Raw genomic sequence first — 24,279 nt, 5'->3', positions numbered from 1 at the left:
GTCTTTATAATGATGAATACCATGGTTTTTTCCCAAGACAAAACCATGGATTCATTATTGAGAAAAGATAATCTCAAATCCTTCGAAAAACACATGGATGCTTTTTTAAGCATAAAAGCTGACAGTAACTATCTTTATTACTATAAGGGCAAGTATCACCTTAGCAAAAGGGAGTTAGGCTTGGCGTTGGATAATCTCTTGAAAGTTGATACCGTAGCATTGAGTGCCCCTTATAAACCATGGTATTTTTATTGCTTGGGCGATGTATATCGCTACCTTAACAGGGAGGAGGATGCTTATCATCTCAAGATAAGGTCACAAGGACTGTTTGAAGAGAACAAAGATGTGAAATTAACAAATAAAGTAAACTATGACCTTCACTATACCCTGATTTCACAAGAGTTATTGGAATATGACGGCTCTTCATATCTGCAGGAATTCTATAAAAATGCCATGGAAATGGAAGACGATGAACAGCTTTTTGCAGCACATTTGGCACTCAGTATGTTAAAAATTGATCCTGATTTCAAGGAAGTTGCCAAGCATCACCTGAATATAGCAGGCGAATATGCTACTGAGCTCGGGACTGTCGAAGTATTCTATAAATACCAAAACTATCTTTCAGTGTTCCATCAGAACTTCACACGTGATTATGGGTTGGCAAGGTCACATGCAGATAGTATGTATTATTATGCCCGTGTTTTGGGTTCGCCAAATAAGCAGGATTCAGCTTTAAAGAACATGGCATACTCAAGCACTTTGGACGGTAAATACTCTGATGCTGTAGAATATTTGCTACGGGCGGATTCATTACCAATAACAGAATATGTTTTTAACAGAAAAAGGGGGCTTTATAAATACCTATCCAAAAACTACGAACACTTGGGTCAGATTGAAGATGCCTTTGGAGCATTAAAGAAGAAATCACAGTTTGATGACAGTGTTTCTATTGCTTCCCAAAATACATCTTTGATTATGTACGAGACCTTGGAAGTAGAGAAAAAAAACTTGGTTTTGGACCAACAACGGATTAGAAACAGGAACCTTCTCATTTTTTCCTTGGTTGCTTTGGCGCTTTTGGCCGTGCTTGCTACAATAGCGATATCAAACCTCAAGAAAAAGAAGCTCTTGGCTGAGAAGGAAAAAGAACTTAAAACAGCTAGGATTGAGAAATTAATCAGGGAACAGGAAGTCATGAGCATAGATGCAAGATATGAGGGAAGGGAGCGTGAGAGACAAAGGATTGCAGCAGATCTTCATGATGATCTTGGAAGCTTGCTTTCGACAATAAAATTGTATTTTCAAAACCTGAAGATAAGGAAAGAACGCTTACGGGAAGAGGAAAAAAAGCTGATGCGGAAAACCAATGAGCTTTTGGATGAAGCATACAAGAAAGTCAGAAATATTGCCCATCTTGAGGATGCTGCTTCCAGTGTGTCAGAGGGTTTAGTGGAGGCTGTCACTAATTTTGCAATTAAAATAAACTCCATTGAGAACACTATCGTGTCGGTCCAAAACAATGGGTTGGATAGAAAGCTTGATCCGATTATGGAAAGGGACTTAAGGAGGATAGTGGTGGAGTTGATAACAAATGCGATACGGCATGCGGATGCTTCCGAAATCAATGTGGAATTCAATTTAATCGATGGGGTGCTAAACATAGTGGTCGAAGACAACGGATGTGGCTTTGATACCAAAGATGCTGATTATACAGAAGGTTTGGGGTTGAAGAGTGCAATCAAGAAAATCAAGGCTGTGGAAGGGGAAATGGTTGTTGAGTCCGTAGGTAATAACGGCAGTAGTATAATTATTGATATACCATTAAAATGATAAGAGTCTTAATAGCAGAAGATCATAGAAGTTTTATTGAGGGGATAGAGCTTTTTTTCGAATTGGAAGATGATATTTTGATTGTGGGTACAGCTGTTTCTGGAAAAGAGACATTGGATTTACTGAAAAGAAAACACGTTGACATCCTAATAACAGATATTCGTATGCCCGATATTGATGGTATCGAGTTGACTAAACAGGTAAGTCAGGGATATCCTGGTATCAAAATAATCGCTTTAACGATGTTTGATCAGCCTGAAGCCGTCCTGAACATGATTCATGCAGGTGCAAAAGGATATATTTTAAAAATCTCCAGTTTGGAATACCTTAGGGAAGCCATAAGGATGGTGAATGGAGGGGAAACCTATTACGACCCGAGTTTGTCGTTCGCTGTGGATTCATTGCCAAGTATAAGTGTAGTCAAGAAGAAAGGGGTTCTTACCAAGAGGCAATTGGAGATATTGGAGCTTATCAGGCAGAGAAAAAGTAATGCGGAAATAGCTGAGATCCTATTTATAGGAAAGCATACTGTGGCTACACACCGTCGTAACATGATTCAAAAACTAAACCTGAGTGGTCCTAATGCACTTTTGAGCTACGCTAAGGAAAAGCGATATAATTTTGAACAGTAATTACCTTCGTGAAGGTATTGCCCACTGTCGTCCACAACCCTTTCTTTGTCAAAATATTTTAATTAAGATATTATGACACTAGAAGAACTTTTGGAAAAAGAAAATCTACGAAACACCCCTTTGGATGTATTCATCAGCTTGAGGGAGAACATAGATGACATCGAGATACTCAGTGAAGTATGTTCCCATATAAATTTTGAAAATGACAATACATTTTTTCAAAGCCTCAAGGATTTTTTGGTATCCTATGGGAAAAAGCTCAGTATGGTCGATGGGCGTTCCATGTTGAGGGATATCAATAATTCCAAATCGAACAAGAACACATATCAGAAGGCCAGTGAGAGTATTATTAGGACCATAAATAGGCCTGCATTTTTAATCCGAAACGATAAAATCGATAGCTCGATCGACATCATCTGGAAAAAACGCCTTGATGAGAGTGAGGCGAATATCAATTCAGCTATTCCGAGTGTGGGCAGGATAGAAATTGGAAATCACCCGCATTATAATTGGGTTGGTACAGGTTGGCTCATAAAAGGGACAAATATAGTGGTGACCAATCGACATGTGGCCTATAATTTTGCATCGAGGCAGGATGACTCTTTTGATATAAATTCCAATCACAAGGGAAAAACCCTTAGGGTTTCAATAGATTTTAAGGAAGAGTATAACGTAGACAATGAGAACACGTTCCGGGTAAGCAGGGTACTGCACATTGCGGAGAATGATGAGCCAGATGTAGCACTCATGGAAATCCTTTCAACAAGTTATGAGGGGAACCCCCTCCCAAAAGGACTCGAAATTGCTAAGCATGAATCCGATCCTAAAGATGCTGTTTTTACAATAGGATATCCTGCGAATTGTTCCATGTTGAACCAAAAAAACCTAGACCCTATTTTTAACGGAATTTATGATGTAAAGCGATTGGCCCCTGGTATCATCTACCCCTCCAGTGCGGCCCCTTTCATTTATATGCATGATTGTACCACCTGGTATGGGAATTCGGGGTCACCGGTCATTGAACTGACTACAGGGAAAGTAGTTGGGATTCATTATGCTGGCTCTAATGAAGAATATGGGGGGATTCTTACCAATTGGGCTGTCCGTTCTACGTATCTACTGGAACTTCTACAGGAACTCCAGATACGCGAAAACCATAAAATACCTTAACCAAGGTATGTTTTGGCTTACCCCTGAGAAATATTTTTGAAAAGAAATCCAAACAAAAATGGAAGAACAAAATCCAATAGGCGATCAGCTAATTTCCAATGCTAAGGAGGAATCCTTTGAAGCAGAAATTTTGGACGACAACCATTCTAATGAGATAAGTGAGGCTGAACCTGACCGGATTTCCCGTTGGGGGTTTTATACCACTATCAGCAATCCAAAATCTGCGGCAGAAGCGTTCAGCGAATTACTGAATCGCAGAAGGAGCCATCAGGAATATACAGCTAAATTAATTGAGGAAACATATAAGAAGGACTTGGAACGGTACAGCCATCAGATAGAAGATCTTAAATCAAGTATCGCTTACCATTCTGCAAAACTCGATGATTATGAAAGTGAGCTCGAACTTTATGAAGAGAAAAGTAAATTGATTAAAGAAGAAATTGAGTCACTTGAGGAGAAAATACTAAAGAACTTGGAGTTGCTGGGAGAAAAGAAAGCTACCCTTATTCAAGATCGTATACGTCAGGCTCGGTTAGAACTACATGAGCTTATCGAAACGCTTGATGGAGTTAAGCATAAGAAGAATGCAATAAACCAAAAGACATTTGATATTAATAAGGAGGCGTTAAAAGAAGAGTCAAAATTGTTCATTCGTATCGCTGAACATTATGAAAACACCTATCAGAAAATAGAAAAGGAATTAATCGGTCTAGCAGGAAAAGGGATTAACAATGGAGTTTCCAAATTCTTTATTTTTTCTGGGGTCTCCTCAACAGGTGTCGCAGGGTGGTTGTTTTCCATTTTTTCATCACAGAGGGGGCTCAACAGTGATGGATGGCTGTTTTTTATTTTGGAGGCTTTATTGAATTTCGGTTCGAATGTCAAAGGGGAACGAGGCATTCCCGAAGCTTTATGGGTGATTATTTTTATTGGGGGGCTCTTACTGATCTTCATAATGGTATTCCTTCTATCATGGGGGTGTCAGATTTTGATAAAAAAGTACTTAAGCGAATCAAAGGGTGAACAGCATATCGCATTGGATGGTTCTTGGGAAAATACCCTGAGGTTCAGTAAGAAAATTAAATCGACATCTTTTGCCGGGATGTGGTTGCAGTTACTCCCTTATATTTTCGTAGCAAGTATAATTTATGTGGTATTGCAATCAGGAAGTAACATATCTGATCTCAACAGTTTGGATGAAGCCCTTTCTGGACAGGTTGCCGGTAGTACACTTGCATTGATGATTGGAGGTATTGGATTTGCATATATAACTTACATAATGGCTCCCAGAAAATATAATGCTGAGAAGGAAAGCCAGGGCCAAGAAAGTTTACACATTACTGATATAGGTTTATTGAGAATGAACATTGAAGTCTTGATCCTTCTGGTTTTGTTCTTGGTCACATTGATAATCATGTATTTGTTCAATGAAAAAGGAGGGGGAGCTTTGGTCGGCTTTGCGATTTGCAGTTTGCTTTCTGGGTTTCTCTTGGGAACGGGACTGCGATATAGAAGTCTTTATCAAACAAGGGATCAGATCGAAAACAATCTGTTGTATCTGCAATATCGGATAAAAAACAATTCTAGGCCTATTCCACTCTATTTAACAAGCTCAGAGAATAGAGTTTTTAAGAGAAGGTTTTTGGAACTCGAAAATGAATTGCTCGAACTTTTGGTTTTGAAGACAGGTCATATCAAGAATCTTTGGCCCAAGCCACTTTGGCAATTAAATAGGTTAGGGAGGAAACTACCTAGGTGGTTGTTCAATCTATGGTTTTGGAACCCATCTCAAAGCAGGCACATGCGTAGTAAGGTTGCTTTGACTTCTTTTGAGGAAGTACAATTCCCATCCGAGAAATTGGTTCTTGACAATTTACAACAAAAATTGTTGCAAAAGGATTCTGAACTTCGAGATTATAAGAGAAACCTAAGAGAATTGAAGGAAGGGCAGACAGCTTACCAAAAAGAAAAGAACACTCTGATTAAGACCCTTAAGTATAGGATAGAGGTATGCAGAAAGTCATATACCGATAGGATGAAAGGGCATAGAAAACAACTGGAGTACCATAACGAAAAGGGAGTTCAGGAAGAGACCGAACTTCGAAAAGGTTATGATTTAGCATTATGGTTCATTAATCAAAATTCATTAAACATTAAGTGATGACAACAAAACTGAATCAATTGAAGAATTGGGGAAAAGGGATCATAGGTTCTGTATTCAAAAAAAAGGATGACAATGGGGAAACTGTAAAAAACCCTTACTCCAATATACCTAGTCCGGAAATGTTTTTCACCAAGACCTATACAATAGAGGCCGTGGATGAGGATATGGAAGCCTCCAAGACATTGAAGAAGATGTTGTCTGAAATTGCCCAGCTCGGAGAATATTTTAGGAAAGTGGGAGATATAGATGGACAGTATGGGGTCGAGGAGAAATCAATGCTGGATATAGTAAGGAATGCTGCCTTAAGGACAAGGGCATATATTGAAACCATTTTTTCGGGACAAAGAGATGGGGTACTCTCAAAACTTGAGAGCAAAAATGCGATCCTAGAGTATTCAAAGAGTGATTTCGAGAGGAATGACAGAAACCTGACCAAGATTCAGAAGGCTCAACAATGGAGACCCAATTCCTATTCCAGACCCTTGGGGTGGATATATACAATGGCTGGGTTGGCATTAATAATTGCTGACTTGATTTTGTCCGTACAGATTACCCAACAGGGGTTTGAACTTGAAACAGGTGTGGAAAAATGGGGGATGGCATTGGGAATTGCCATCTGTACCATTTACGTGAAGATCTATTTCGATATGTATATCCTTCCTTCCCTAGAGAGAAGCATTACTGCATTTAAAAGGGAAAACCTTCCCGGGGTAGAGGACAATGTCAAGGAATTAAAAAGGGTATTTATGGTGTGGAAATACAGGTTTGGCTTCAATACCTTCCTTTTGATCCTTTGCTTGTCTACGATAGTGGTTTTGGGACTGTTCAGGTTTCATCATTTCATATATTCCATCAAGACGGGCGCCTCCCTATTCGGTTGGGAAACAAAATGGGCCTTTATATTGGTATCCCTGTTGTTTCCATTAATTGGGGGTATTTGTTCCGCCTTCGGGATTTATAAGTTTAGTAATGCTGCCACTCTGAGCAAGGCGAAAGCGCGTTTTGAAGAGAGCAAACAAAAATTCAACAATGCCCAACAAGAGGTCAGTTTGATCAGCCAAAGGCTCAAGAACTATGGAAGTTATGTTTCATGGTGCAGTCTAGAAGGTACATTTATAAAGGAAAACACGGATTTCTTTTATGCATGTTACAGGCATGGATATGAATATGGTTTCCAAAAACAGACAGCAGAATTGGATCTTTTCGATAGGGCTAGGGAAATGCGAAAACAATTTGCAGCAAGGAATGCCCGAATCAAGACGATTTCCCTTAGTCAAAATAATATTGCACTAAACAATTAATGAATAATTATGAAAATGAGAAAGATAGTTTTGCCGGTATTGATTCTTTTACTTGTATTGTATGTATCATGCGAAGAATCAAAAAAGGATGATCATATTCCTGTTAAGGTCATTGCCTTTTGTGATATGACCTCGAGTTTGGATTCATTGAGCATATATGATGAATCCAATAAAGTTGTAAAGTTCATAAATGCTTTGCCCTGGGGTTCTGAATTAACTGTATATCCAATAAATGACAATACCTTTTCGAATAACTTTTTCCATTATGAAATTCCTCAGTGCAATACCAATATTGAAAGGAAGATTAAAGAGCTTGAGGATCAGAGGAGTAAATTTGCTGACAGTTTGGGGAGGTATATTGTTGAAAACCATGATAGGACGATTGAGGTCAGCGTTGATGAATTTAGAAGTTGTATAGTCTCAAGTTTAGAGACAGCGTATCAACTATTGAAGACGTTAAATAATCGGGGAAATATTCGATTGGTTTTCTTTTCGGATATGATTGAACAGTGTCCGATTTCCAGTTATGGAAAAATGTATATGTGTAGCAATAATGTTGAGCCGAAAAAAGAAAAGCTTATCAAGCAGATCGAGGACAACTACACACCTAATTTCAATTTGAAGAATTTAATAGATAATAGAATAAGTATTGTCATCAGCACCAATAAGAGGAGACAGGAGAACTGCCTGCAAGAGTATGAAAGAAAGGCCCTTTGGCAAAAGATTTTTGAAAAAATAGGATATTCAAAAGAAGATTTTGAATCATTTCACTACAATCAGGAACTTCCCAATTGGTAGGCGATTTCTGGATTAAGAAAAGGAAAAGGTTATGGAGAAAAATGTAATAGGAGTTAAGCCATTCACAATGGTTTTGGAAGGATCCAATTTCAAACTGGATGATTTTCCAACCCGATCCGTAAAGTTGGGGTTTGTTGATTTGGATGGAGATAGAAGACCAATGGCAAACAAAGAATACAAGATCATTTCTGCTGGGGATGAAAAGTTAGATACACTTGAAGTCCCAAAGACACAATATAAAAGGTTGGACATGGATCTTTACTCGTTTTATGTGGATGATCTCCCAGACTTTTGGTCCAAAAAGAATGAAGGGTTTTTAAAGATATCTGCAACCACGAATGACCCAAGTGACCTAAAGGGGTCCCAAAAGAATGCTACTCTTGCAACAAATTTTAGTGTCAGGGATGGAGATTACGCCCCTTCCTTTATGTACCGTGGTGTGTTCAGGAATATTATTTTTCAGGATTTTATTAACCTAAAATTTGACCTTTACGAACTTGATACGGATGCGAGTCAATATTTTAACCGGGTTAAAAGCGTTATTAATGGTGTGCCTGAAATCAAAAATCTTGATATCCTTAAAGGGATACCATACTTGACGCTTGCCACTCAATTATTCGAAAGCATTATTGCTACTTTTGGAAAAAACCCCGATGACCATGTATGGGGTGAAATACCTGTTATGGATATAAACCCAATAATAGGAGGAGCTTTTTTGAGGGATGGAGTTTATGTTTTGTTTGAGGATAAAAATAGTAATGGGGAATTGGTTTCCAATGCTGATTTTACATATGTTAATGAAAAACTAAAATTAAAAAAGGGCAATGTAAAAAAAGGTTTGCCGAATCATTTAATATTTGGATTGAAATTGAACTCTTATCATGTTTAATAGATTGAAAAGTATGGTTTGGTAGTTGACCAAACTAATGGAAAGCCTGTCCAATTGGACAGGCTTTTTTGCTTTTTGGAGGTAAAATTCACTCATTTCTGCAATATTTTAACCCCTCTAAAATTGCAGTTGTTCCCAAATACGCCCGCCTATTAACCTATACCCGCACTTGTTACTTTGTGCAAGTTTAATTCAAGTTTTTGACTTTACTTTACTTCAGATTTTCATAAAGGATCTTTGACAAATTGGTATAACCCAATGCATGATTTTTGAAGTTTGACGGCACTGTTTCTTCTTTAGCTCGACTGTATTCTAACAGGCCGATTACTTTTTTTAAATGGCATATGCATTTGACCTTACCCATTGGATCTTGGGGGAGTATCCTGGCCATGGGTGATTACACGGCCGTGGGTAAGGTCAAGGGTTATTAACATAAATTCTATTCCTTTCCATTACTTCTTCAAAAGGAACTAAATGGGGGTTTAGGTTCCTTATGGGAAACGGAATTGAATTTTACCGCGAATCGTTGTTTACTGCGATGAGTGTGTAAAGGGGGTGCTGGTTAATAGCACTCCCTTTTTTTATTGCACAGTCTTACATATAAAAGATGTAATGTTTGGAATCTGAAGATGCTAAGCCTGAAGTTATGGTTTATTTACGTAATGAAGTCATTCTTTGAAATGTTAGTATATTTAATGAGCCTAAATCTAAAATCTTTCACCATGAATTCGCCGAAATACTCCCTAAAATTGATCAGCTTAGTGCTGGCAACACTATTTCTTTTGCAAGGATGTACCGTATATAAGGGCTCTGTTACATTGGAGGAGGCTGTAAATGGACAAAAGAAAGTAAAGGTTATAACATCAGATAGCGATACACCCAAGGAATACGAAAAAATAAACTTAGTCGAAGGAGAATACCGGGGTGTTCCTAAAAGATACAGTCAGGGTGCTGAAGAAGTAATCGATGCCGATAAAATTGTGGAAATAAAAGAGCACGACAAAACCATGTCTAATATCATTTCGTTTTCTCCACTTGCCATCATAGTAGGTTTGGGAATTCTCCTTTTTTCCAACGGAAGTGATTAGAATAATCAGGCTCTTGTAGGACTTTTCTTTAAGGGATGATTTAAGAAAATCCTAACACTACTTCATTCTTTATTAAATACCTTCGTTTGTCTTATTTTCCTAATCATAAACATTTTATGAAAGGTAAAAAGGCCAAACTAACTAATTTTATTTATGAAAATCGGGAACCTTTTCTCCGCAGCCGCCCTATTTTTTTCTTTTTGTACCTACGCACAATCTTCTTTCTCCGTTTCGGGCGAAGTGGTCGATATAAATAACGAAGGCATAGCTTTTGCCAATGTACTTTTATTGACCTCGAACGATTCTACTTTAGTGAAGGGAGCTATCACTTCAGAAAATGGCAGGTACGATATTTCCAATGTGGAAGCAGGCGAATACTTCGTTCAAAGCTCTGTTATTGGATATCAAACGACCAGTTCTTCCCCGTTTCAATTGTCCGGTGATTATCGAGTGCCAACTTTGGAGCTAGTAGAAGGAGAATCCTTAGATGAAGTTGTAATTACGGCAGAAAAACCATTGTTTACACAAAAGGTGGATCGTTTGGTAATCAATGTAGAAAGCAGTATTGTATCATCTGGAGGCTCTGCTTTGGAGGTTTTGGAAAGGTCTCCAGGAGTAGTTGTAAATAGACAGAATAATAGTATTTCGGTGGTAGGGAAAGATGGAGTGGTAGTAATGATCAATGGAAAGACAAGTTACGTTCCTGCTTCATCCATTGTTCAGCTGTTGGAAGGAATGAGTTCGGACAATATTGAATCTATCGAGCTAATCACGACTCCACCTGCCAATTTTGATGCCGAAGGAAATGCTGGGTTTATCAATATTGTATTAAAAGAAAACCCCGATTTAGGACTAAATGGTTCCTACTCACTGTCCGGTGGTTATGGTAGGGGAGAGACCACATCGAACAATATTAACTTCAACTACAGAAAAAACAAAGTAAACCTATTTGGGAGTTATTCGTTTTCCTTGGACAAAAGGGAGCAGGTTTTCAAGACCAGTCGGGAATTCAGGGAGAATGACACTTTAAGGGGGACCAATACCCAAACAGATAGGGATCCCAGACAGCGTAACCATAATGCTAGAATAGGGTTGGATTACCAATTAACGGAGAAGACCATTGCAGGTGTTTTAATAAACGGTTTCGACAATAGGTGGTCTATGGATGCTTTTAATGCAAGTTTTGAAAGTGCTAATAATGTTCCCACATCCTTCGTAGATATTGTGAACGATGAAATAAACCAGCTAAAGCACTTTGGTGCTAACATAAATGTGAAGCACAACTTTAATGAGGACGAATTTTTGAGCTTGGATGTCGATTACCTTTTTTATGAGTTCGATAATCCAACAAATTACGCCAATTCATTTTTCGACGCCGATCGTGTTTTTCAGAACACCGAATTTTTACGAAGCGGAAAGTTTACTCCGATCACCACATGGGTAGGAAAGATCGATTATTCCAATAAGTTTGGCGAAAAGTTGAAATTGGAAGTGGGTTTTAAAGGTACACAGTCTGATTTTGAAAATGATGTCTCCGTCGAAAATCTCATTAATGAGGTTTGGGTGTCAGATCTAACCTTGACCAATAAAAGTAATTTAGATGAGTCCATTTTGGCCGGTTATGCAGCTGCAGACTATACGATAGACGATAAGACCAGTATGAAAGCTGGAGTGCGGTATGAGTATACCGATTCCAAATTGGATACCGATACCCAAGGTACCGTAGTGGATAGGGAATATGGGATATGGTTCCCCAGTGTGTTTTTACAGCGAAAGATTACTGAAGATCTTGGGATGAACCTTTCGTATTCGAAACGTATAACACGTCCTACATTTAACGATTTGGCACCTTTTGTCATATTTTTTGATCCCAATACCTTTCTTTCGGGGAATGCTTCGTTGCAACCCGCAATATCAAATACCGTAAAGTACGATATCAACTATAAATCTTATTTCTTGTCCTTTCAGTATACCGATCAGGATGAGTCTATTGCAAACTTTCAGGAGTCTATAGATGAAGAGACTGGCCGACTTATTTTCGAAGCGGCCAATCTTGATTATACGCGCACTTTTTCAATCATTGCCGGAATACCCGTTAAGATAGCGCCATGGTGGCGTACCCAAAATAATGTGAATTATTTTAAACAAAAGGTCAGGGCTTTTTACAATGGGGTTCCCGTTGAACAGGATTTGGGTAATTTTTCTGCGAATAGCTCCCATTCCTTTAAGATTTCCGATAGTTTCTCTGCAGAACTTTCAGGTTTCTATAATGGGCCGGGGTTTTTCGGAACGGCACGTTATAATGAGGTCTACGGTATAAATATAGGTCTACAGAAACAATTTGGAGAAAAATGGGGAACCCTTAGGGCTTCGCTTAATGACGCATTGGACTCGGTTGAGTTTGTGGGAGGAACCGATCTGCCAGACCAAAATATTAGAACCAGAAATACGTTCGACTTTAGCAATAGAACCTTTACCATTACCTATAGTAGAAACTTTGGTAATAGTAAGCTTAAATCTTCCCGAAATAGGGAAACGGGATCTGAAGATGAAAGAAGAAGGGTTAACTAAGGCCTAGTTATTCAATTTTCACATAATTCTCAGAATTGTAACGATTTCCGTCGGCATCGAATGAAATCTGGCTGTATGAATTTGGGCCCATTTCAAGTGCGAAACGAAATACTTGTACTGTATCAACAATTTTCATCATTTCGTTAGAGGCATATTCCAATTGCTCTTCCAAATACCCATCTACTATTTTATATGTGCCATAACCAAACCATTCATTGGTATCTTTTGGGTTAAACCGTGTCCACATGATTTTACCTTTGCTGTACATTTTTACCTGGCGATACCCTTCTAGATTAAATAGGGTATCCTGAATCTGATTGTCATCAAATAAATACTGATGCTGGAGTTCCCAAACGCCTTCAAGCGAAATGGTGTTTTCTGGGGAGTTGCTTTTTGTAGCCGAGCCAAGGAAAAGCAGGGCAATAAGACAACCTGAAATAAGACTAATTCTTTTCATGATGGTAAATCTTTTAGGTTGATTTTTAAAACATTAACACCAATAAGATACGAAAAAATCATGGCTTAATCCAGTGAAGTAATAAATCGACCTCAAGATATTAGCCGTTCATCTGTATTTTGTAGAATACTCTTGCCTTTAGACGAAAACACATTTTCTATGCATGCATATATTTTTTACTCCTGAAAAGTGTTTTTATTTTTGTGCTGTTAAAGAATTGATTACAAGAAAGATAATTGATTTTTTTTCATATTTAAAAATTGGTTAGTTTTTTAGCCTCCACATGTGTTAGCCTGTGGGGGCTTTTACTTTTCCATTAGACAGGGGTTAGCCTCATCTTTCCAAAAGGCAAAATTCCTTTTAATTCCCGATTTTTTGGGCACAGCACATCCATAAAAATATTTAGCCCTAAGGTCAAAGTGCGTGTACCAATTTCCAGAATATGCTGTTTAGACAAAGTCTAAATAATCTTCTTTAAGACTTTTGTGTAGTCTCCATAATTAATTTGGCATAAGCACATTCTAGAGCTAACCCCTTCTCCTTTAAGGTCTAAGAACCGGCATGTTGTTTGGGTGTGTAAAATATTATAAATGAGACTATTATGAAATATTAAAATTCTATTACGTCAAGTAAATTTTTGATAAACTTAAATTAGTTTTCATAACTTTTCCATTACGTTTCTTTTAAATACGGTTTAAGGTTTCATAACACTCCAAATTTACTTTTAAGTGTCTAAAAAATTAACTCGTAAACCTAAAAACGAAACAATGAAACGTACTTTACTTACCTTAGTATTATGTGTAGTCCTGGGGGTTGCCATGACCGCCCAGAATAACTTTCCTTCCCGTGTTGTGGATGTAGATTGGGAAGCCACAGAAGTGGTTATTCCTCCTTCACCATTCCAATTTCAGATCCTTTTTGTTGGAGGAGAAGATATGGTGCAAACAGGAGAGAACGAAGCAGTGCCAGCAAAGCAATGGCATGACTTTATTGGATTCACGCCTTTAACCGATGAAGATTGTGTGGACGATCCCAATGCTATCGGTTGGGTGTCTATTAACCATGAAAGAATCCAAGCGGACGATAAGATTGGTGACGGAGGCGGAATGACTGCCTTTCTTATGGGGAGACAGCCTAGTAATGATTTACTTTATGTAATTCCCCAAGAATTGAGCGACGGACGTAAAGGGGATTTTTTCAATGTAGATTTTAAGAATGTTGGAGAAACAGGGATGAATTGTGGAGGAATTAACTCGATCGTGGATGGTCGTATCTGGACTGCCGAAGAATGGTTTAGAACGGACAACGCCAGTATTTATGCAGATGGTAATGGAGTACGTGATACGACTGCCTATACTATTAAGTATACTGAGTTCGAAATGGCTAATTTCCAAACGATACCTAAGTACCAAAACTTTAACTGGATGGTTGAGATAGATCCTAAAGAAGCAAAAGCAGTTCGCAAGCAATACAATTGGGGACGCCAGCCTTTCGAAGGAGGAACAGTTGCTGCCGATAACAAAACAGTTTACATAGGAGCAGATGCTACACCAGGATTCTTCACCAAGTTTGTTGCCGAAACCGAGGGGGATTTCACAGTAGGGACCACCTATGTTTATAAGCATGATGCTGCAGGTGAGCCTTGGGTGGAGATCGATAATACAGACTTCTCAAAAATGTTGAACTTCAAAGATGAAGCCGTTGCGGCAGGGGCCACCATGTTCAATAGATTAGAATGGGTTACCATAAACAAAAATACGGGGAAGATTTATATGACTGAAACTGGCCGTGACAATCCCGGCGATCGTTGGATCGACGAAGCGGCCGAGGGAGCGGTATATGCGCCCCACCACATTCAAAGGGCGGCCGATCAGGGCGCCACGGGTCCAGATGATGAAAACTACTGGGATTACTACGGAAGAATCCTGGAATTCGATCCAGCTTCTGGTAATGTATCCATTTTCGTTGAGGCAGGTCCATTTTTCCCTGTGAGTCCAAGTGTGAACGATTATCCAACAAAGCACCTTTCAAACCCTGATGGATTGAATATGTTATATGTAAATGTGGCTGGTGAGGATAAAACCTATATGTTGATCAACGAAGATCTTAACGGAACTTCTTTTGGACGTACTCCCATCGAATACCCAGACGATAGAATGTGTGAAATGTACATACTGGATATGGAAGTTGCCAATCCTACGGTCGATGATCTAATTCGATTAACCCAAACTCCAAGAGGAGCAGAAATAACTGGAGCTTGCGCAACTGCAGATGGAAAGTCTGTATTGGTAAATTCTCAGCATCCGGATAGTTCCAATCCGTTCCCGTATAACAACTCATTGACATTTGCCATTACAGGATTCGATGATTCTGGAGCTTTAGAAACCTTAAGTGCACCGGATTTTGATGGGACATCTGCAGATAGTTTTATCATATATCCCAACCCAACCGAGCGTATCGTATACTTTAATAGAGTGACAGACGTAGCATTGTACGACATTACTGGAAAGCGAATCGCAGTATATCGTGATGTGAAGTCCATAGATATTGCTGGAATGGCTCAAGGAACCTACTTGCTGAAGACCAAGGAAGGTGATACCAAGAAACTTTTGGTTAAGTAATTTCTTCATTTCAACTGAAAAGTCGGGCTCCAATTTTGGGTCCGACTTTCTACCTTTTAAATCTAATTAATATGAAAAGCGACACCTTTTTTTTTCTTGGAAGCCTCTTTTTGGTTGGGATGCTTATTCTTGCCAGCAAACCTTACCAAAAATCGGCTCAATACAGGGATAAGGCCATTGGAAGCATTAACGATAAATTTCAAGAAGATTTATCCGGTTTTTATAGTACTACTTTACAATTCCATGAGGTGGCAACAGCTTTTGAAAATAGTACGGCCTCCCGAGAGGAACTGGACAATGTATACCGGAAACTAAGGGATAGCTTTAAAAAAATTGAATTTTTTGTGGAGTACCTAGACAAGGAAGCTTTCGACAAGACAATGAATGGAGCTCCCTTGCCAAAACTTGAGAAAAAAGTAGCAGATGTAAACGTGCTGAAACCGAAAGGAATGCAGGTCATAGACGAATTCATGGGATCTGACCTTGCTTCAAAATCTTCGAAAAGGGAATTGGCGGAAATGATCCTTAAACTGGAGAACGATCTAAAAAAGATTAGACAATTTTTGGGTGTTCGGCGCATCACAGACCGACAGTTTTTTGAAGCTTCCAGACAAGCTTTAATTCGTCTGGCCACCTTGGGGATCTCTGGGTTCGATACACCTGGAACACAAACAGGTATACTGGATGCCGACGTTGTCCTAAAAACACAACAGGAATATGTTCAATTGTACAAAGGGGAACTTGCAAATGTGAATGCAAAACAACTCCTGCATAAATTCAATGACACCATTCAACGGGGCATTTCACAAACCAAAAGTCAAAATTTCAGCAACTTCGACCGACTAACATTTTTAAAAAATGTGTTGCATCCATTGTACAAAAATATCAGGGAAATTCACCTTGCGCTAGATTATGAAACCATAGTGGAAGTTTCTCGATTCCCACTTGCCGTTAACTATGATGCAGATCACCTTTTCGAAAAGGATTTTCTGAATAAATTCTATTATGTTAGTATTGCGAACGACACCAATTTTAGTAAAGTTGCCCAGCTAGGCAAATTACTTTTCTACGATCCAGTACTTTCTAAGAATAATGCAGTTTCCTGTTCTAGCTGCCATGCACCCGAAAGAGCATTTACAGATGGACTCATTACCAGCAAATCTAACACAGGGAGTCCACTTAAACGCAATTCGATGACACTAAACTATTCGGTTTTTGCATCGGCCTATTTCCATGATCTCCGCGCCAAGCGATTAGAAGATCAATTTGAACATGTAGTGCTGGCCAAGGATGAATTCGATTCTTCCTATCCGGAAATCATTCATAAGCTGTATACAAGTGAAACCTACACCGACCTATTTTCTAAAGCCTTTCCAGAATATGATACGCCTATAAAATCTAATAATATCGATTATGCCTTAGCCGCGTACGTAATGCAATTTACCACTTTTGATAGCCCTATAGATGTTTATTTTCAGGGCAATTCAACCACACTTCCGGAAGAGGTAAAGAACGGATTCAATCTGTTCATGGGTAAGGCAAATTGTGCTACCTGTCATTTTCTCCCCACATTTTCAGGCTTAGTGCCTCCATTGTATAAAGAAACCGAAGCAGAAGTGCTAGGTGTGCCGGAGAGCAACCAAGAACCCTGGTTGTTAGATGATGATATGGGTAGGCTAGGAAATGGCATAACTCAAGATGTAGCTTCTTTTTATAAGAATGCCTTTAAAACACCGACTATTAGAAATATTGAGATAACTGGACCATATATGCACAATGGTGTGTATGATTCTTTAGAAGAAGTAATGGAATTTTATAATGTAGGAGGAGGGGCTGGCCTGGGTTTGGGGATGAGCCATCAGACGCTGGCTCCGGATCCTCTTAAACTCACCCAAAAGGAAATTGAGGAGATCATTGCTTTTATGAAGTCATTAAATGATCAAGAGGAATTTTTACCTCCTTCGGATTTACCCCGTGATTTCTCTGAAAAAAAGTTAAATGATCGTGAATTGATAAAATAAGCTGCTTCGGATTTAGTATTTTTCGGGGTATGATTATAGATCTTATCTCAACCCGAAGAGCCGTATTTCCAGTTCAGTATATGGATGAGCCTATCACTGAAAAGGAACTGAAAACCATATTAGAGGCCGCCAATTGGGCGCCCACGCACAGAAGAACAGAACCTTGGCGATTCAAAGTGTTCCATTCGGAGGAGGCACGCAAGAATTTGAGCGAATTTCTAGGAAGTACCTATCGTGAAATCACCGATCCGATTTCTGAAGTGAAATTCCGAAAAATTGTGGACAAACCATTGCAATCTGGTTGCGTTATGGCCATTTGCATGCAACGGGATCCGAAAGAAAGTGTGCCCGAGTGGGAGGAAATTGCATCAACCGCCATGGCCGTTCAGAATATGTGGCTTACTGCTATTTCCATGGGAATTGGATGCTATTGGAGCACGCCCAATCTAAAGGACCATATGGATAAACATATCACATTATCCAGAGGTGAAAAGTGCCTTGGCTTTTTCTATATGGGTAAATACAATGGTTCACTTCCTGAAGGAACCAGGAAAACCACAATTGCCGAAAAGACAGAATGGATATAGGACTATTCCTTTACAAACTGATGGGTTCCCAAGGTTTCATTGTTGCTCTTAAGTACTGCAAAATATATTCCCGAAGGTAGTGCATGTACATTCAGGGATTGGGTGCTGGTATATCCTTCGCTAATAACTTTACTTTGCACCAGTTGGCCATTGGAGGAATACACAAAAAAATCTGCAGTTTGCCAGTGGGAAGCATTCAATTGAATATTGAGCATATGGGTTACCGGATTCGGATACACCGAAAATACAGCACTGGTTTGTTCAGCGTTTCCCAATGTTCCCTCTCCTTCTACAATATCATGTGTGCTATTAATCGTATCTACCTCGAAACTTTCCGAAGTTCCGACAGGCCATTCTACTACTACTTCATCGATTGTAGAGGCATCGCCCAAACCAAAATGAACTACATAACTATTCTGGCTACAATAGCCTGAGGAAGCGGCAATTTTTCTCGTTTGCCATACTTCGTTCCCATTAATGGTAGCTCGTATTTTTACTTTTGCTCCAACGGCCGAGGTGTTCGAATCGGTCCCTACACAATTCAATTTTACCCAGTTATTTCCACTACCGGTATTTTGGTATAAGGAATTGGTCTGATTTTCACTTAACGTATTGGCCAGCACGATATCTAACCATCCATTATTGTCGTAATCCCCAAACGCACAGCCAAAAGTCCATCCCTGATGGTTGGCCAAATCACTACTGGTATCTTGTGTGAAGTTCCCATTTCCGTCGTTCATGTACAAGAAATTTGTGTTCTGTCCGGCTAGGAATGCATTGCATACAAATAAATCCAGGTCACCGTCATTATCCACATCGGCAAAAGAGGAACCAAACGAACTTGTGGAAGGGACGGCTATAGCGGAGGTTAGATCCTCGGTAAAATTGCCATTTTCATTAATAAAGAGCTGATTTGCCTGCCCACCCGTTCCGTAATTAGCTACAAATAGGTCGAAATCTCCATCATTGTCGATATCGCCCCACGAGCTCCCAGCCGAATTACGAAAGCTTAATGTAATGGCGGAATCGGTAATTTGTGTAAAATTATCGGGGCCATCATTTCTGAACAAGGAATTGGTTTGACCCTCTTCGTTGGTCACAAAAAGATCGCAATCCCCATCATTGTCATAATCTATCCAATCTATGGAACGAGAAGGAAGTACATCGTCGGTTATGGCAATGGCAGTAGATCCTTGAAAAGTGCCATCCCCTTGGTTTTCAAAATACATATTACGAAGGTTTCCAACGCTATTGGTGAAGTAGAGATCTAAATTCTGATCATTATTCACGTCTATCCATGTGGCCATTTCGGAATAAGTAAGTGGAATTCCCATGGCAATGGAGGGTTCATAAGTAAAGGAGCCATCCCCATTATTGCGATAGAAGTAATTCTTTTTTCCAACTCCGTTGGCACCAAAAGTCACCACAAAAGCGTCCAAATCCCCATCGTTATCTGTGTCGGCAAAACTGGCCCCGTCGGATCGATCCCCGTCCAGTACAATAGCCTCTCCAGACACTGTGGTGAACGTATTGTTTTGGTTATTGATATATAGCATATTGTCCTGCCCGGCAAATGGCCCATTCGTAATAAAGATATCATCCCATCCATCGCCATTTACATCTATAAAATTAGCACTTCGGGATGCCGAAGCAGTTGTAGTAAGGTCAGGAATAGCGGTCTCTTGAAAAGACTGAGCAATTACTGCAGTATGAGTAATGGTAAGCAATGTGGCTGCAACTAGAATGTTTCTGAAGATCATAGCAATAGGAGTTTATTGCACGAAATTCATCAAAAAAAGAATTTGACCCCATTTGTTTGATACCAAGTCTTCAAAAAATGATATGAATGTAAACTCAGGAACATGGGGATGTTTCAGATATAGGTGCAGTCATCTCAGAATTTATAGGACTGCTATCAATTTTTGGTACCTTGAAGAACATTTTCAGTATCATAGTAGTTTCATAAGAACTTGGAAGATAAACCACCCATAAAAATCCTTATAGCGGACGATGAGAATTTGGCTCGAAAACGCATCAAAAGTTTTCTTGCAGATATCTCATTCCCGATAACCCTATTGGAAGCTTCTAACGGGAAGCAAACGATCGACAAAATCATGAACGATGCCCCCGATCTTGTTTTCCTGGATATAAAGATGACAGATATGACGGGGTTTGATGTGCTTAAGCAAATACCCAAAACATCTATCCCAGAAGTTATTTTTGTAACGGCTTTTGATACGTTTGCAGTAAAGGCATTCGAGGTGCAGGCACTGGATTTTCTATTGAAGCCTTATAAGAAAACGCGCTTTATGGAGGCGTTGGAACGTGGGATACAGCGAGTAAAGCAAAGTCAGAATAAAGGATTTCGGGAAAAAGTGGACAAGCTAATGCACTACATTTCCGAGGGGGTGAACATAACCGACCATCCGCAGGAACATCTTGAAAAAATTGTACTCAAGTCTAACAAGAAATATATTTTCATAGAAACGGAAATGGTAAAATATATTAAGGCTTCGGGGTACTATGCAGAAATTTTTACACAGCAGGGAGACAAGCATTTGTACCGAATCTCTATGACGGCATTATCCCAAAAGCTCAATCCAGGCACTTTTTCAAGGGTGAATCGATCTGCCATTGTAAATCGAAATTTTGTAAAAGAGGTAATAAGTGAGGGTCAGGGTGATTTCAGTATTGTGATGACAGATCGCGAAGCATTTCCCCTTTCAAAAACACAAAAAGCAACTTTTCTAACACAAATGGGGATACGATCCTAATGAAACTGAAAACCCTAGATAGCGCTTTATTAAAATACCTATTGCTGTTCTACAGCTTTGCATTTGGTCTATCCGCATTCAGTGGGGTGCTGGCAAAATGGCAAGAGGTTGCCTATAAGACCTATAGTTGGTGGGGTCTTATATTAAACACCGTATTTCGCTATACCTCAAAGTTTCTATTTATCATCATCGCCTTATTGGTTGTGAGGTATCTATTGCAAAGGAAGAAAATCCCAGAATGGATGGGGTTATTGTTTCACGGTTTCTTTGGTATTTTGCTTACATTCTATTCGGTCACTTCTCAGGTACTATTTGGCAATTGGGTATACGGTTTTGAGGATCCCGTTACTTGGGAATACATTTATCCTAGGGCAATTTTGGGAACGGATTACAATTTCTTTCTGTACTTCTGCTCTGTAGCTATTGTGTATGCGTACTATTACTTCAAGAAACAGCAGGAGTATGCGCTTCAGGAGTCGCAATTAAAAACGCAGTTACTCGATTCTAAAATTCGCTCCCTCCAGAGTCAGTTACAACCTCATTTTTTGTTCAATGCATTGAACGATATTGCTGCTTTGGTAGATGAAAGCCCAGAGAAAGCACAGGATAGTATTGCAGATTTAAGTGAAATGCTTCGCAGAACATTACAGTTAAAAGATACAAAGTTCATTACGCTGGCCGAAGAGTTAGAATTGCTCCAGAAGTATCTGGGGATTGAACGGATTCGGTATGACAACAAGTTGATAGTAAATACGGCGGTTAGTGAAGAAGTACTGCAATTATTGGTTCCTCCTTTATTACTGCAACCCATTGTAGAGAATTCGCTAAAACATGGCTTTTCTTACGACCACGATCGTCTAACCATAGACATTGATATAAAAGAAAAAAGCAGAAAAGTGGTTATCGATATTGGAAACAATGGGCAACGACTCAGCCATGAAAGAGATCATTTTGGCATAGGTCTTAGCAATATACTAACACGATTGGAAACCCTATATCAAGGAGATTTTAGGTTCGAAATGAAAAATAGGGAAGACGGGAATGGCGTACAAACCAGTATCGAAATTCCAATGCGGAAAAAGTGAATACTTTCTAAAATGGGAAATCGAGTAGGCTCCAGTTTTTAATGACGTGGTAAACAAATATTCCGAGGTAGACACAGGTGGCGAAGAACTTCATAAAAGTAGAGGCTAAAAACCCGAAAAAAGAGCCAATAGCTGCTTTAAATGCTTGCGGTCCTTCAGTTTCATTAAATACAAGTTCACCAATTAGGGCACCCACAAAAGGCCCAATTAAAATGCCAAAGGGAATGGGAGCCAGGATTCCTACGATTAAACCAATAGTGGTTCCCCAGGCACCGGCCCTTGATCCTCCAAATTTTTTCGTCCCCATAGCAGGGATCAAATAGTCCAGAATATATATGACAATTGCCACAACTCCTGTAATGCTTATAAAAACCCAATCGAACTCTAGCGAAGGGGAAAGATAAAGAACTACAAGTCCTAGCCAAGAAATAGGTGTTCCGGGTATTACCGGAAGTATACTGCCCGCAATTCCCACGAGCATTAATAAAAGTCCAAAGAAGACAAAAAGTAAATCCATAATCGAACAGTAAGACGCTTTTGAAGATACGATGTTACATTTTTTAAACTAAAAAATTAGTTTAAACTAAATATTTAGTTATATTAGCAATCTAAAACGTGAACAAGTTATGAAACAACTTACGAAGGCCGAAGAAGATATCATGCAGATCCTTTGGGATCTAAAAGAAGGGAATGTTGCATCGGTAATCGAACACCTACCGGATCCTAAGCCTGCCTATAATACGGTGTCCACAATTATTCGCATTCTGGAGAGTAAGGGTTTTGTGGGTTACCGCAAGGAAGGTAGGGGGCATATTTATTTCCCATTGGTGCCAAAATCCGATTATAGTCACGAATCCATGAACAAGTTAGTGGATGGCTATTTTCAGGGCTCTTTTAAGAGTATGGTTTCGTTCTTTATGAAGAAAAACGATATCAGTATCACAGAATTGGAAGCGATTATGAAAGAAATAAATAAAAAGGAGAAATGATACATTATATTTTACAAGTGGTTGCCTGCCAATTGTTATTCTTGGCGGTTTATGATCTTTTCTTGAAAAAGGAAACCTTTTTCAATCTAAACAGGGCATACCTTTTAGCAACACCTTTGGTGAGTATCCTTATCCCGTTTATTGAGATTGCACTTATACGGGAAAGTGTTCCCGAAGTCTATCAAATAAAACTACCGGAAATAGTAATAGGCTGGACTGGAAATACGGAGGAAGTTGCTTCTGGAAGCCTCTCTTGGTTGCAACTTATTTGGATAATTGGGGTATTGGGAAGTCTTGGCCTTTTCGCATTTAAGTGGTTTCGCTACGTACAATTAAGGAAAAAGGGGAGAGCCAGTAAACAATTTGGGTTCACATTAATTGAAATTCCCAACACCACAATGGCTTTCAGTTTTTTTAAAAATATTTTTCTGGGTCAGGATCTTTCGGAAAAACAACGCAAAAGTATTTTGCAGCACGAACAGGTGCATGTAAAGGAAAAACACACTTGGGACTTATTGTGGTTCGAAATACTGCGTATCATCTTTTGGTTTAACCCGCTTATCTATGTATTTCAGAAGCGAATCACAGCTTTACAAGAATACATAGCCGACAAAAAGGCGATGGACCATCATGGTAAAAGGGACTATTATGAGAATCTTTTGTCGACCATTTTTCAAACGGAATCAATTTCATTCATCAATACATTTTTTAATCATTCATTAATCAAAAATCGAATCGTTATGTTACAAAAATCAAAATCTAAAAACATCGCAAAATGGAAATACTTATGGATCTTGCCTGTATTGGGCCTTATGCTCACCTATGTTTCCTGTGCAGAAGGTAATGCCATGGAAGAGGATTCCTCTTTAGATATGGTAGAGGTAGAATCCATAGATGAGCAAGGAACCGATAAGGATAAGCAAAAGACATATGCCTTTACAGAGTTAGATAAGATCCCTGTGTATCCTGGGTGCGAAGACTTGGCACCTGAGGATGCGAAGGGATGTTTTACAAAAAAAATTGCGATGTTCGTTCATGAAAATTTCAACACCAAAATTTCCAATAAGGAGATTAACGGGAGACAAAGAATTGCTGTTAAATTCAAGATTGACAAGTATGGAAATGTTACCGATGTAGATGCCAAAGCACAGTACACCGAATTAATGGACGAAGCCATCCGTGTTGCCAAATTATTACCGAAAATGACACCTGGCGAACATGAGGGCAAAAAAGTAGCCGTTCAATATGCCTTACCTATACTTTTTGAAATAGAATAGGCTAGTGAAAATTAAACTTAGTAAA

Annotated in this window: 19 protein-coding genes; 16 read left to right on the top strand and 3 right to left on the bottom strand. The window is 39.1% G+C overall.

Annotated features, from left to right (window positions below; translation table 11 throughout):
• Positions 1 to 45: 45 nt before the first annotated feature.
• The 9 genes from AC6JAD_RS03850 (at position 46) to AC6JAD_RS03810 (ending at position 12,443) form a co-directional block, all read left to right on the top strand.
• On the top strand, positions 46 to 1,830 hold the full coding sequence (locus AC6JAD_RS03850; RefSeq protein WP_461302464.1) for a sensor histidine kinase: 1,785 nt from the start codon (positions 46 to 48) through the stop codon (positions 1,828 to 1,830).
• Positions 1,827 to 2,462: a response regulator gene (locus AC6JAD_RS03845; RefSeq protein ID WP_461302465.1), complete on the top strand. Its 636-nt coding sequence runs from the start codon at positions 1,827 to 1,829 to the stop codon at positions 2,460 to 2,462. The genes AC6JAD_RS03850 and AC6JAD_RS03845 overlap by 4 nt, the downstream gene beginning before the upstream one ends.
• Before the next feature lie 72 nt (positions 2,463 to 2,534).
• A complete protein-coding gene (locus AC6JAD_RS03840; RefSeq protein WP_461302466.1) occupies positions 2,535 to 3,632 on the top strand; it encodes a trypsin-like serine peptidase in 1,098 nt (365 codons plus the stop codon).
• 58 nt (positions 3,633 to 3,690) lie between these two features.
• On the top strand, positions 3,691 to 5,793 hold the full coding sequence (locus tag AC6JAD_RS03835) for a hypothetical protein (protein ID WP_461302467.1): 2,103 nt from the start codon (positions 3,691 to 3,693) through the stop codon (positions 5,791 to 5,793).
• A complete protein-coding gene (locus AC6JAD_RS03830) occupies positions 5,793 to 7,097 on the top strand; it encodes a hypothetical protein (protein WP_461302468.1) in 1,305 nt (434 codons plus the stop codon). Before AC6JAD_RS03835 ends, AC6JAD_RS03830 begins: the two co-directional genes overlap by 1 nt.
• Before the next feature lie 15 nt (positions 7,098 to 7,112).
• Complete coding sequence (locus AC6JAD_RS03825) at positions 7,113 to 7,895, top strand: hypothetical protein (protein WP_461302469.1); 783 nt, start codon at positions 7,113 to 7,115, stop codon at positions 7,893 to 7,895.
• 31 nt (positions 7,896 to 7,926) lie between these two features.
• Positions 7,927 to 8,784, top strand: coding sequence for a hypothetical protein (locus AC6JAD_RS03820; RefSeq protein ID WP_461302470.1), 858 nt, complete (start codon positions 7,927 to 7,929; stop codon positions 8,782 to 8,784).
• A 722-nt stretch (positions 8,785 to 9,506) separates the two neighbouring features.
• Positions 9,507 to 9,872: a hypothetical protein gene (locus AC6JAD_RS03815; RefSeq protein ID WP_461302471.1), complete on the top strand. Its 366-nt coding sequence runs from the start codon at positions 9,507 to 9,509 to the stop codon at positions 9,870 to 9,872.
• 153 nt (positions 9,873 to 10,025) lie between these two features.
• Entirely contained in the window at positions 10,026 to 12,443 is a 2,418-nt protein-coding gene (locus AC6JAD_RS03810) for a TonB-dependent receptor domain-containing protein (RefSeq protein ID WP_461302472.1), read from the top strand.
• A 7-nt stretch (positions 12,444 to 12,450) separates the two neighbouring features.
• Here AC6JAD_RS03810 and AC6JAD_RS03805 read toward each other — a convergent pair whose 3' ends face one another.
• On the bottom strand, positions 12,451 to 12,900 hold the full coding sequence (locus AC6JAD_RS03805; RefSeq protein WP_461302473.1) for a hypothetical protein: 450 nt from the start codon (positions 12,898 to 12,900) through the stop codon (positions 12,451 to 12,453).
• Between the two features lie 767 nt (positions 12,901 to 13,667).
• Between AC6JAD_RS03805 and AC6JAD_RS03800 the strand changes: the two genes are divergently transcribed.
• From AC6JAD_RS03800 to AC6JAD_RS03790, 3 genes are all read left to right on the top strand, one after another.
• Positions 13,668 to 15,521, top strand: coding sequence for an alkaline phosphatase PhoX (locus AC6JAD_RS03800; RefSeq protein WP_461302474.1), 1,854 nt, complete (start codon positions 13,668 to 13,670; stop codon positions 15,519 to 15,521).
• Between the two features lie 71 nt (positions 15,522 to 15,592).
• Entirely contained in the window at positions 15,593 to 17,542 is a 1,950-nt protein-coding gene (locus AC6JAD_RS03795; RefSeq protein ID WP_461302475.1) for a cytochrome-c peroxidase, read from the top strand.
• Between the two features lie 29 nt (positions 17,543 to 17,571).
• Complete coding sequence (locus AC6JAD_RS03790) at positions 17,572 to 18,129, top strand: nitroreductase family protein (RefSeq protein WP_461302476.1); 558 nt, start codon at positions 17,572 to 17,574, stop codon at positions 18,127 to 18,129.
• Between the two features lie 2 nt (positions 18,130 to 18,131).
• On the opposite strand, the gene AC6JAD_RS03785 is transcribed toward AC6JAD_RS03790, so the two are convergent.
• A complete protein-coding gene (locus tag AC6JAD_RS03785) occupies positions 18,132 to 19,889 on the bottom strand; it encodes a T9SS type A sorting domain-containing protein (protein ID WP_461302477.1) in 1,758 nt (585 codons plus the stop codon).
• A gap of 210 nt (positions 19,890 to 20,099) precedes the next feature.
• Here AC6JAD_RS03785 and AC6JAD_RS03780 point away from each other — a divergent pair, with 210 nt between their 5' ends.
• Complete coding sequence (locus AC6JAD_RS03780; protein WP_461302478.1) at positions 20,100 to 20,903, top strand: LytR/AlgR family response regulator transcription factor; 804 nt, start codon at positions 20,100 to 20,102, stop codon at positions 20,901 to 20,903.
• Positions 20,903 to 21,988 carry a sensor histidine kinase gene (locus AC6JAD_RS03775; RefSeq protein ID WP_461302479.1) on the top strand — a complete coding sequence of 362 codons (1,086 nt, stop codon included), beginning with the start codon at positions 20,903 to 20,905 and terminating at the stop codon, positions 21,986 to 21,988. The genes AC6JAD_RS03780 and AC6JAD_RS03775 overlap by 1 nt, the downstream gene beginning before the upstream one ends.
• A gap of 7 nt (positions 21,989 to 21,995) precedes the next feature.
• Here AC6JAD_RS03775 and AC6JAD_RS03770 read toward each other — a convergent pair whose 3' ends face one another.
• The gene (locus AC6JAD_RS03770) at positions 21,996 to 22,505 is read right to left on the bottom strand and encodes a DUF456 domain-containing protein (RefSeq protein ID WP_461302480.1); all 510 of its coding nucleotides are present in this window, start codon (positions 22,503 to 22,505) and stop codon (positions 21,996 to 21,998) included.
• 109 nt (positions 22,506 to 22,614) lie between these two features.
• Between AC6JAD_RS03770 and AC6JAD_RS03765 the strand changes: the two genes are divergently transcribed.
• Both AC6JAD_RS03765 and AC6JAD_RS03760 read left to right on the top strand, forming a co-directional pair.
• Positions 22,615 to 22,977, top strand: coding sequence for a BlaI/MecI/CopY family transcriptional regulator (locus AC6JAD_RS03765; RefSeq protein WP_461302481.1), 363 nt, complete (start codon positions 22,615 to 22,617; stop codon positions 22,975 to 22,977).
• Positions 22,974 to 24,254 carry a M56 family metallopeptidase gene (locus AC6JAD_RS03760; RefSeq protein ID WP_461302482.1) on the top strand — a complete coding sequence of 427 codons (1,281 nt, stop codon included), beginning with the start codon at positions 22,974 to 22,976 and terminating at the stop codon, positions 24,252 to 24,254. Before AC6JAD_RS03765 ends, AC6JAD_RS03760 begins: the two co-directional genes overlap by 4 nt.
• Positions 24,255 to 24,279 lie beyond the last annotated feature (25 nt).

The organism is Aureisphaera sp. (assembly GCF_059726885.1).
The sequence above is the reverse complement of the archived record's forward strand: the minus strand, read 5'-3'. Positions and strand labels throughout refer to the sequence as shown.

What these genes read in the sequence shown, in the direction of transcription:
- AC6JAD_RS03840 (WP_461302466.1), top strand. Translation starts at nt 2,535, where the DNA reads ATGACACTAGAAGAACTTTTGGAAAAAGAAAATCTACGAAACACCCCT.
- AC6JAD_RS03790 (WP_461302476.1), top strand. Translation starts at nt 17,572, where the DNA reads ATGATTATAGATCTTATCTCAACCCGAAGAGCCGTATTTCCAGTTCAG.
- AC6JAD_RS03800 (WP_461302474.1), top strand. Translation starts at nt 13,668, where the DNA reads ATGAAACGTACTTTACTTACCTTAGTATTATGTGTAGTCCTGGGGGTT.
- AC6JAD_RS03775 (WP_461302479.1), top strand. Translation starts at nt 20,903, where the DNA reads ATGAAACTGAAAACCCTAGATAGCGCTTTATTAAAATACCTATTGCTG.
- AC6JAD_RS03850 (WP_461302464.1), top strand. Translation starts at nt 46, where the DNA reads ATGGATTCATTATTGAGAAAAGATAATCTCAAATCCTTCGAAAAACAC.
- AC6JAD_RS03845 (WP_461302465.1), top strand. Translation starts at nt 1,827, where the DNA reads ATGATAAGAGTCTTAATAGCAGAAGATCATAGAAGTTTTATTGAGGGG.
- AC6JAD_RS03760 (WP_461302482.1), top strand. Translation starts at nt 22,974, where the DNA reads ATGATACATTATATTTTACAAGTGGTTGCCTGCCAATTGTTATTCTTG.
- AC6JAD_RS03785 (WP_461302477.1), bottom strand. Translation starts at nt 19,889, where the DNA reads ATGATCTTCAGAAACATTCTAGTTGCAGCCACATTGCTTACCATTACT.
- AC6JAD_RS03805 (WP_461302473.1), bottom strand. Translation starts at nt 12,900, where the DNA reads ATGAAAAGAATTAGTCTTATTTCAGGTTGTCTTATTGCCCTGCTTTTC.
- AC6JAD_RS03795 (WP_461302475.1), top strand. Translation starts at nt 15,593, where the DNA reads ATGAAAAGCGACACCTTTTTTTTTCTTGGAAGCCTCTTTTTGGTTGGG.
- AC6JAD_RS03765 (WP_461302481.1), top strand. Translation starts at nt 22,615, where the DNA reads ATGAAACAACTTACGAAGGCCGAAGAAGATATCATGCAGATCCTTTGG.
- AC6JAD_RS03810 (WP_461302472.1), top strand. Translation starts at nt 10,026, where the DNA reads ATGAAAATCGGGAACCTTTTCTCCGCAGCCGCCCTATTTTTTTCTTTT.
- AC6JAD_RS03835 (WP_461302467.1), top strand. Translation starts at nt 3,691, where the DNA reads ATGGAAGAACAAAATCCAATAGGCGATCAGCTAATTTCCAATGCTAAG.
- AC6JAD_RS03770 (WP_461302480.1), bottom strand. Translation starts at nt 22,505, where the DNA reads ATGGATTTACTTTTTGTCTTCTTTGGACTTTTATTAATGCTCGTGGGA.
- AC6JAD_RS03830 (WP_461302468.1), top strand. Translation starts at nt 5,793, where the DNA reads ATGACAACAAAACTGAATCAATTGAAGAATTGGGGAAAAGGGATCATA.
- AC6JAD_RS03820 (WP_461302470.1), top strand. Translation starts at nt 7,927, where the DNA reads ATGGAGAAAAATGTAATAGGAGTTAAGCCATTCACAATGGTTTTGGAA.
- AC6JAD_RS03815 (WP_461302471.1), top strand. Translation starts at nt 9,507, where the DNA reads ATGAATTCGCCGAAATACTCCCTAAAATTGATCAGCTTAGTGCTGGCA.
- AC6JAD_RS03825 (WP_461302469.1), top strand. Translation starts at nt 7,113, where the DNA reads ATGAGAAAGATAGTTTTGCCGGTATTGATTCTTTTACTTGTATTGTAT.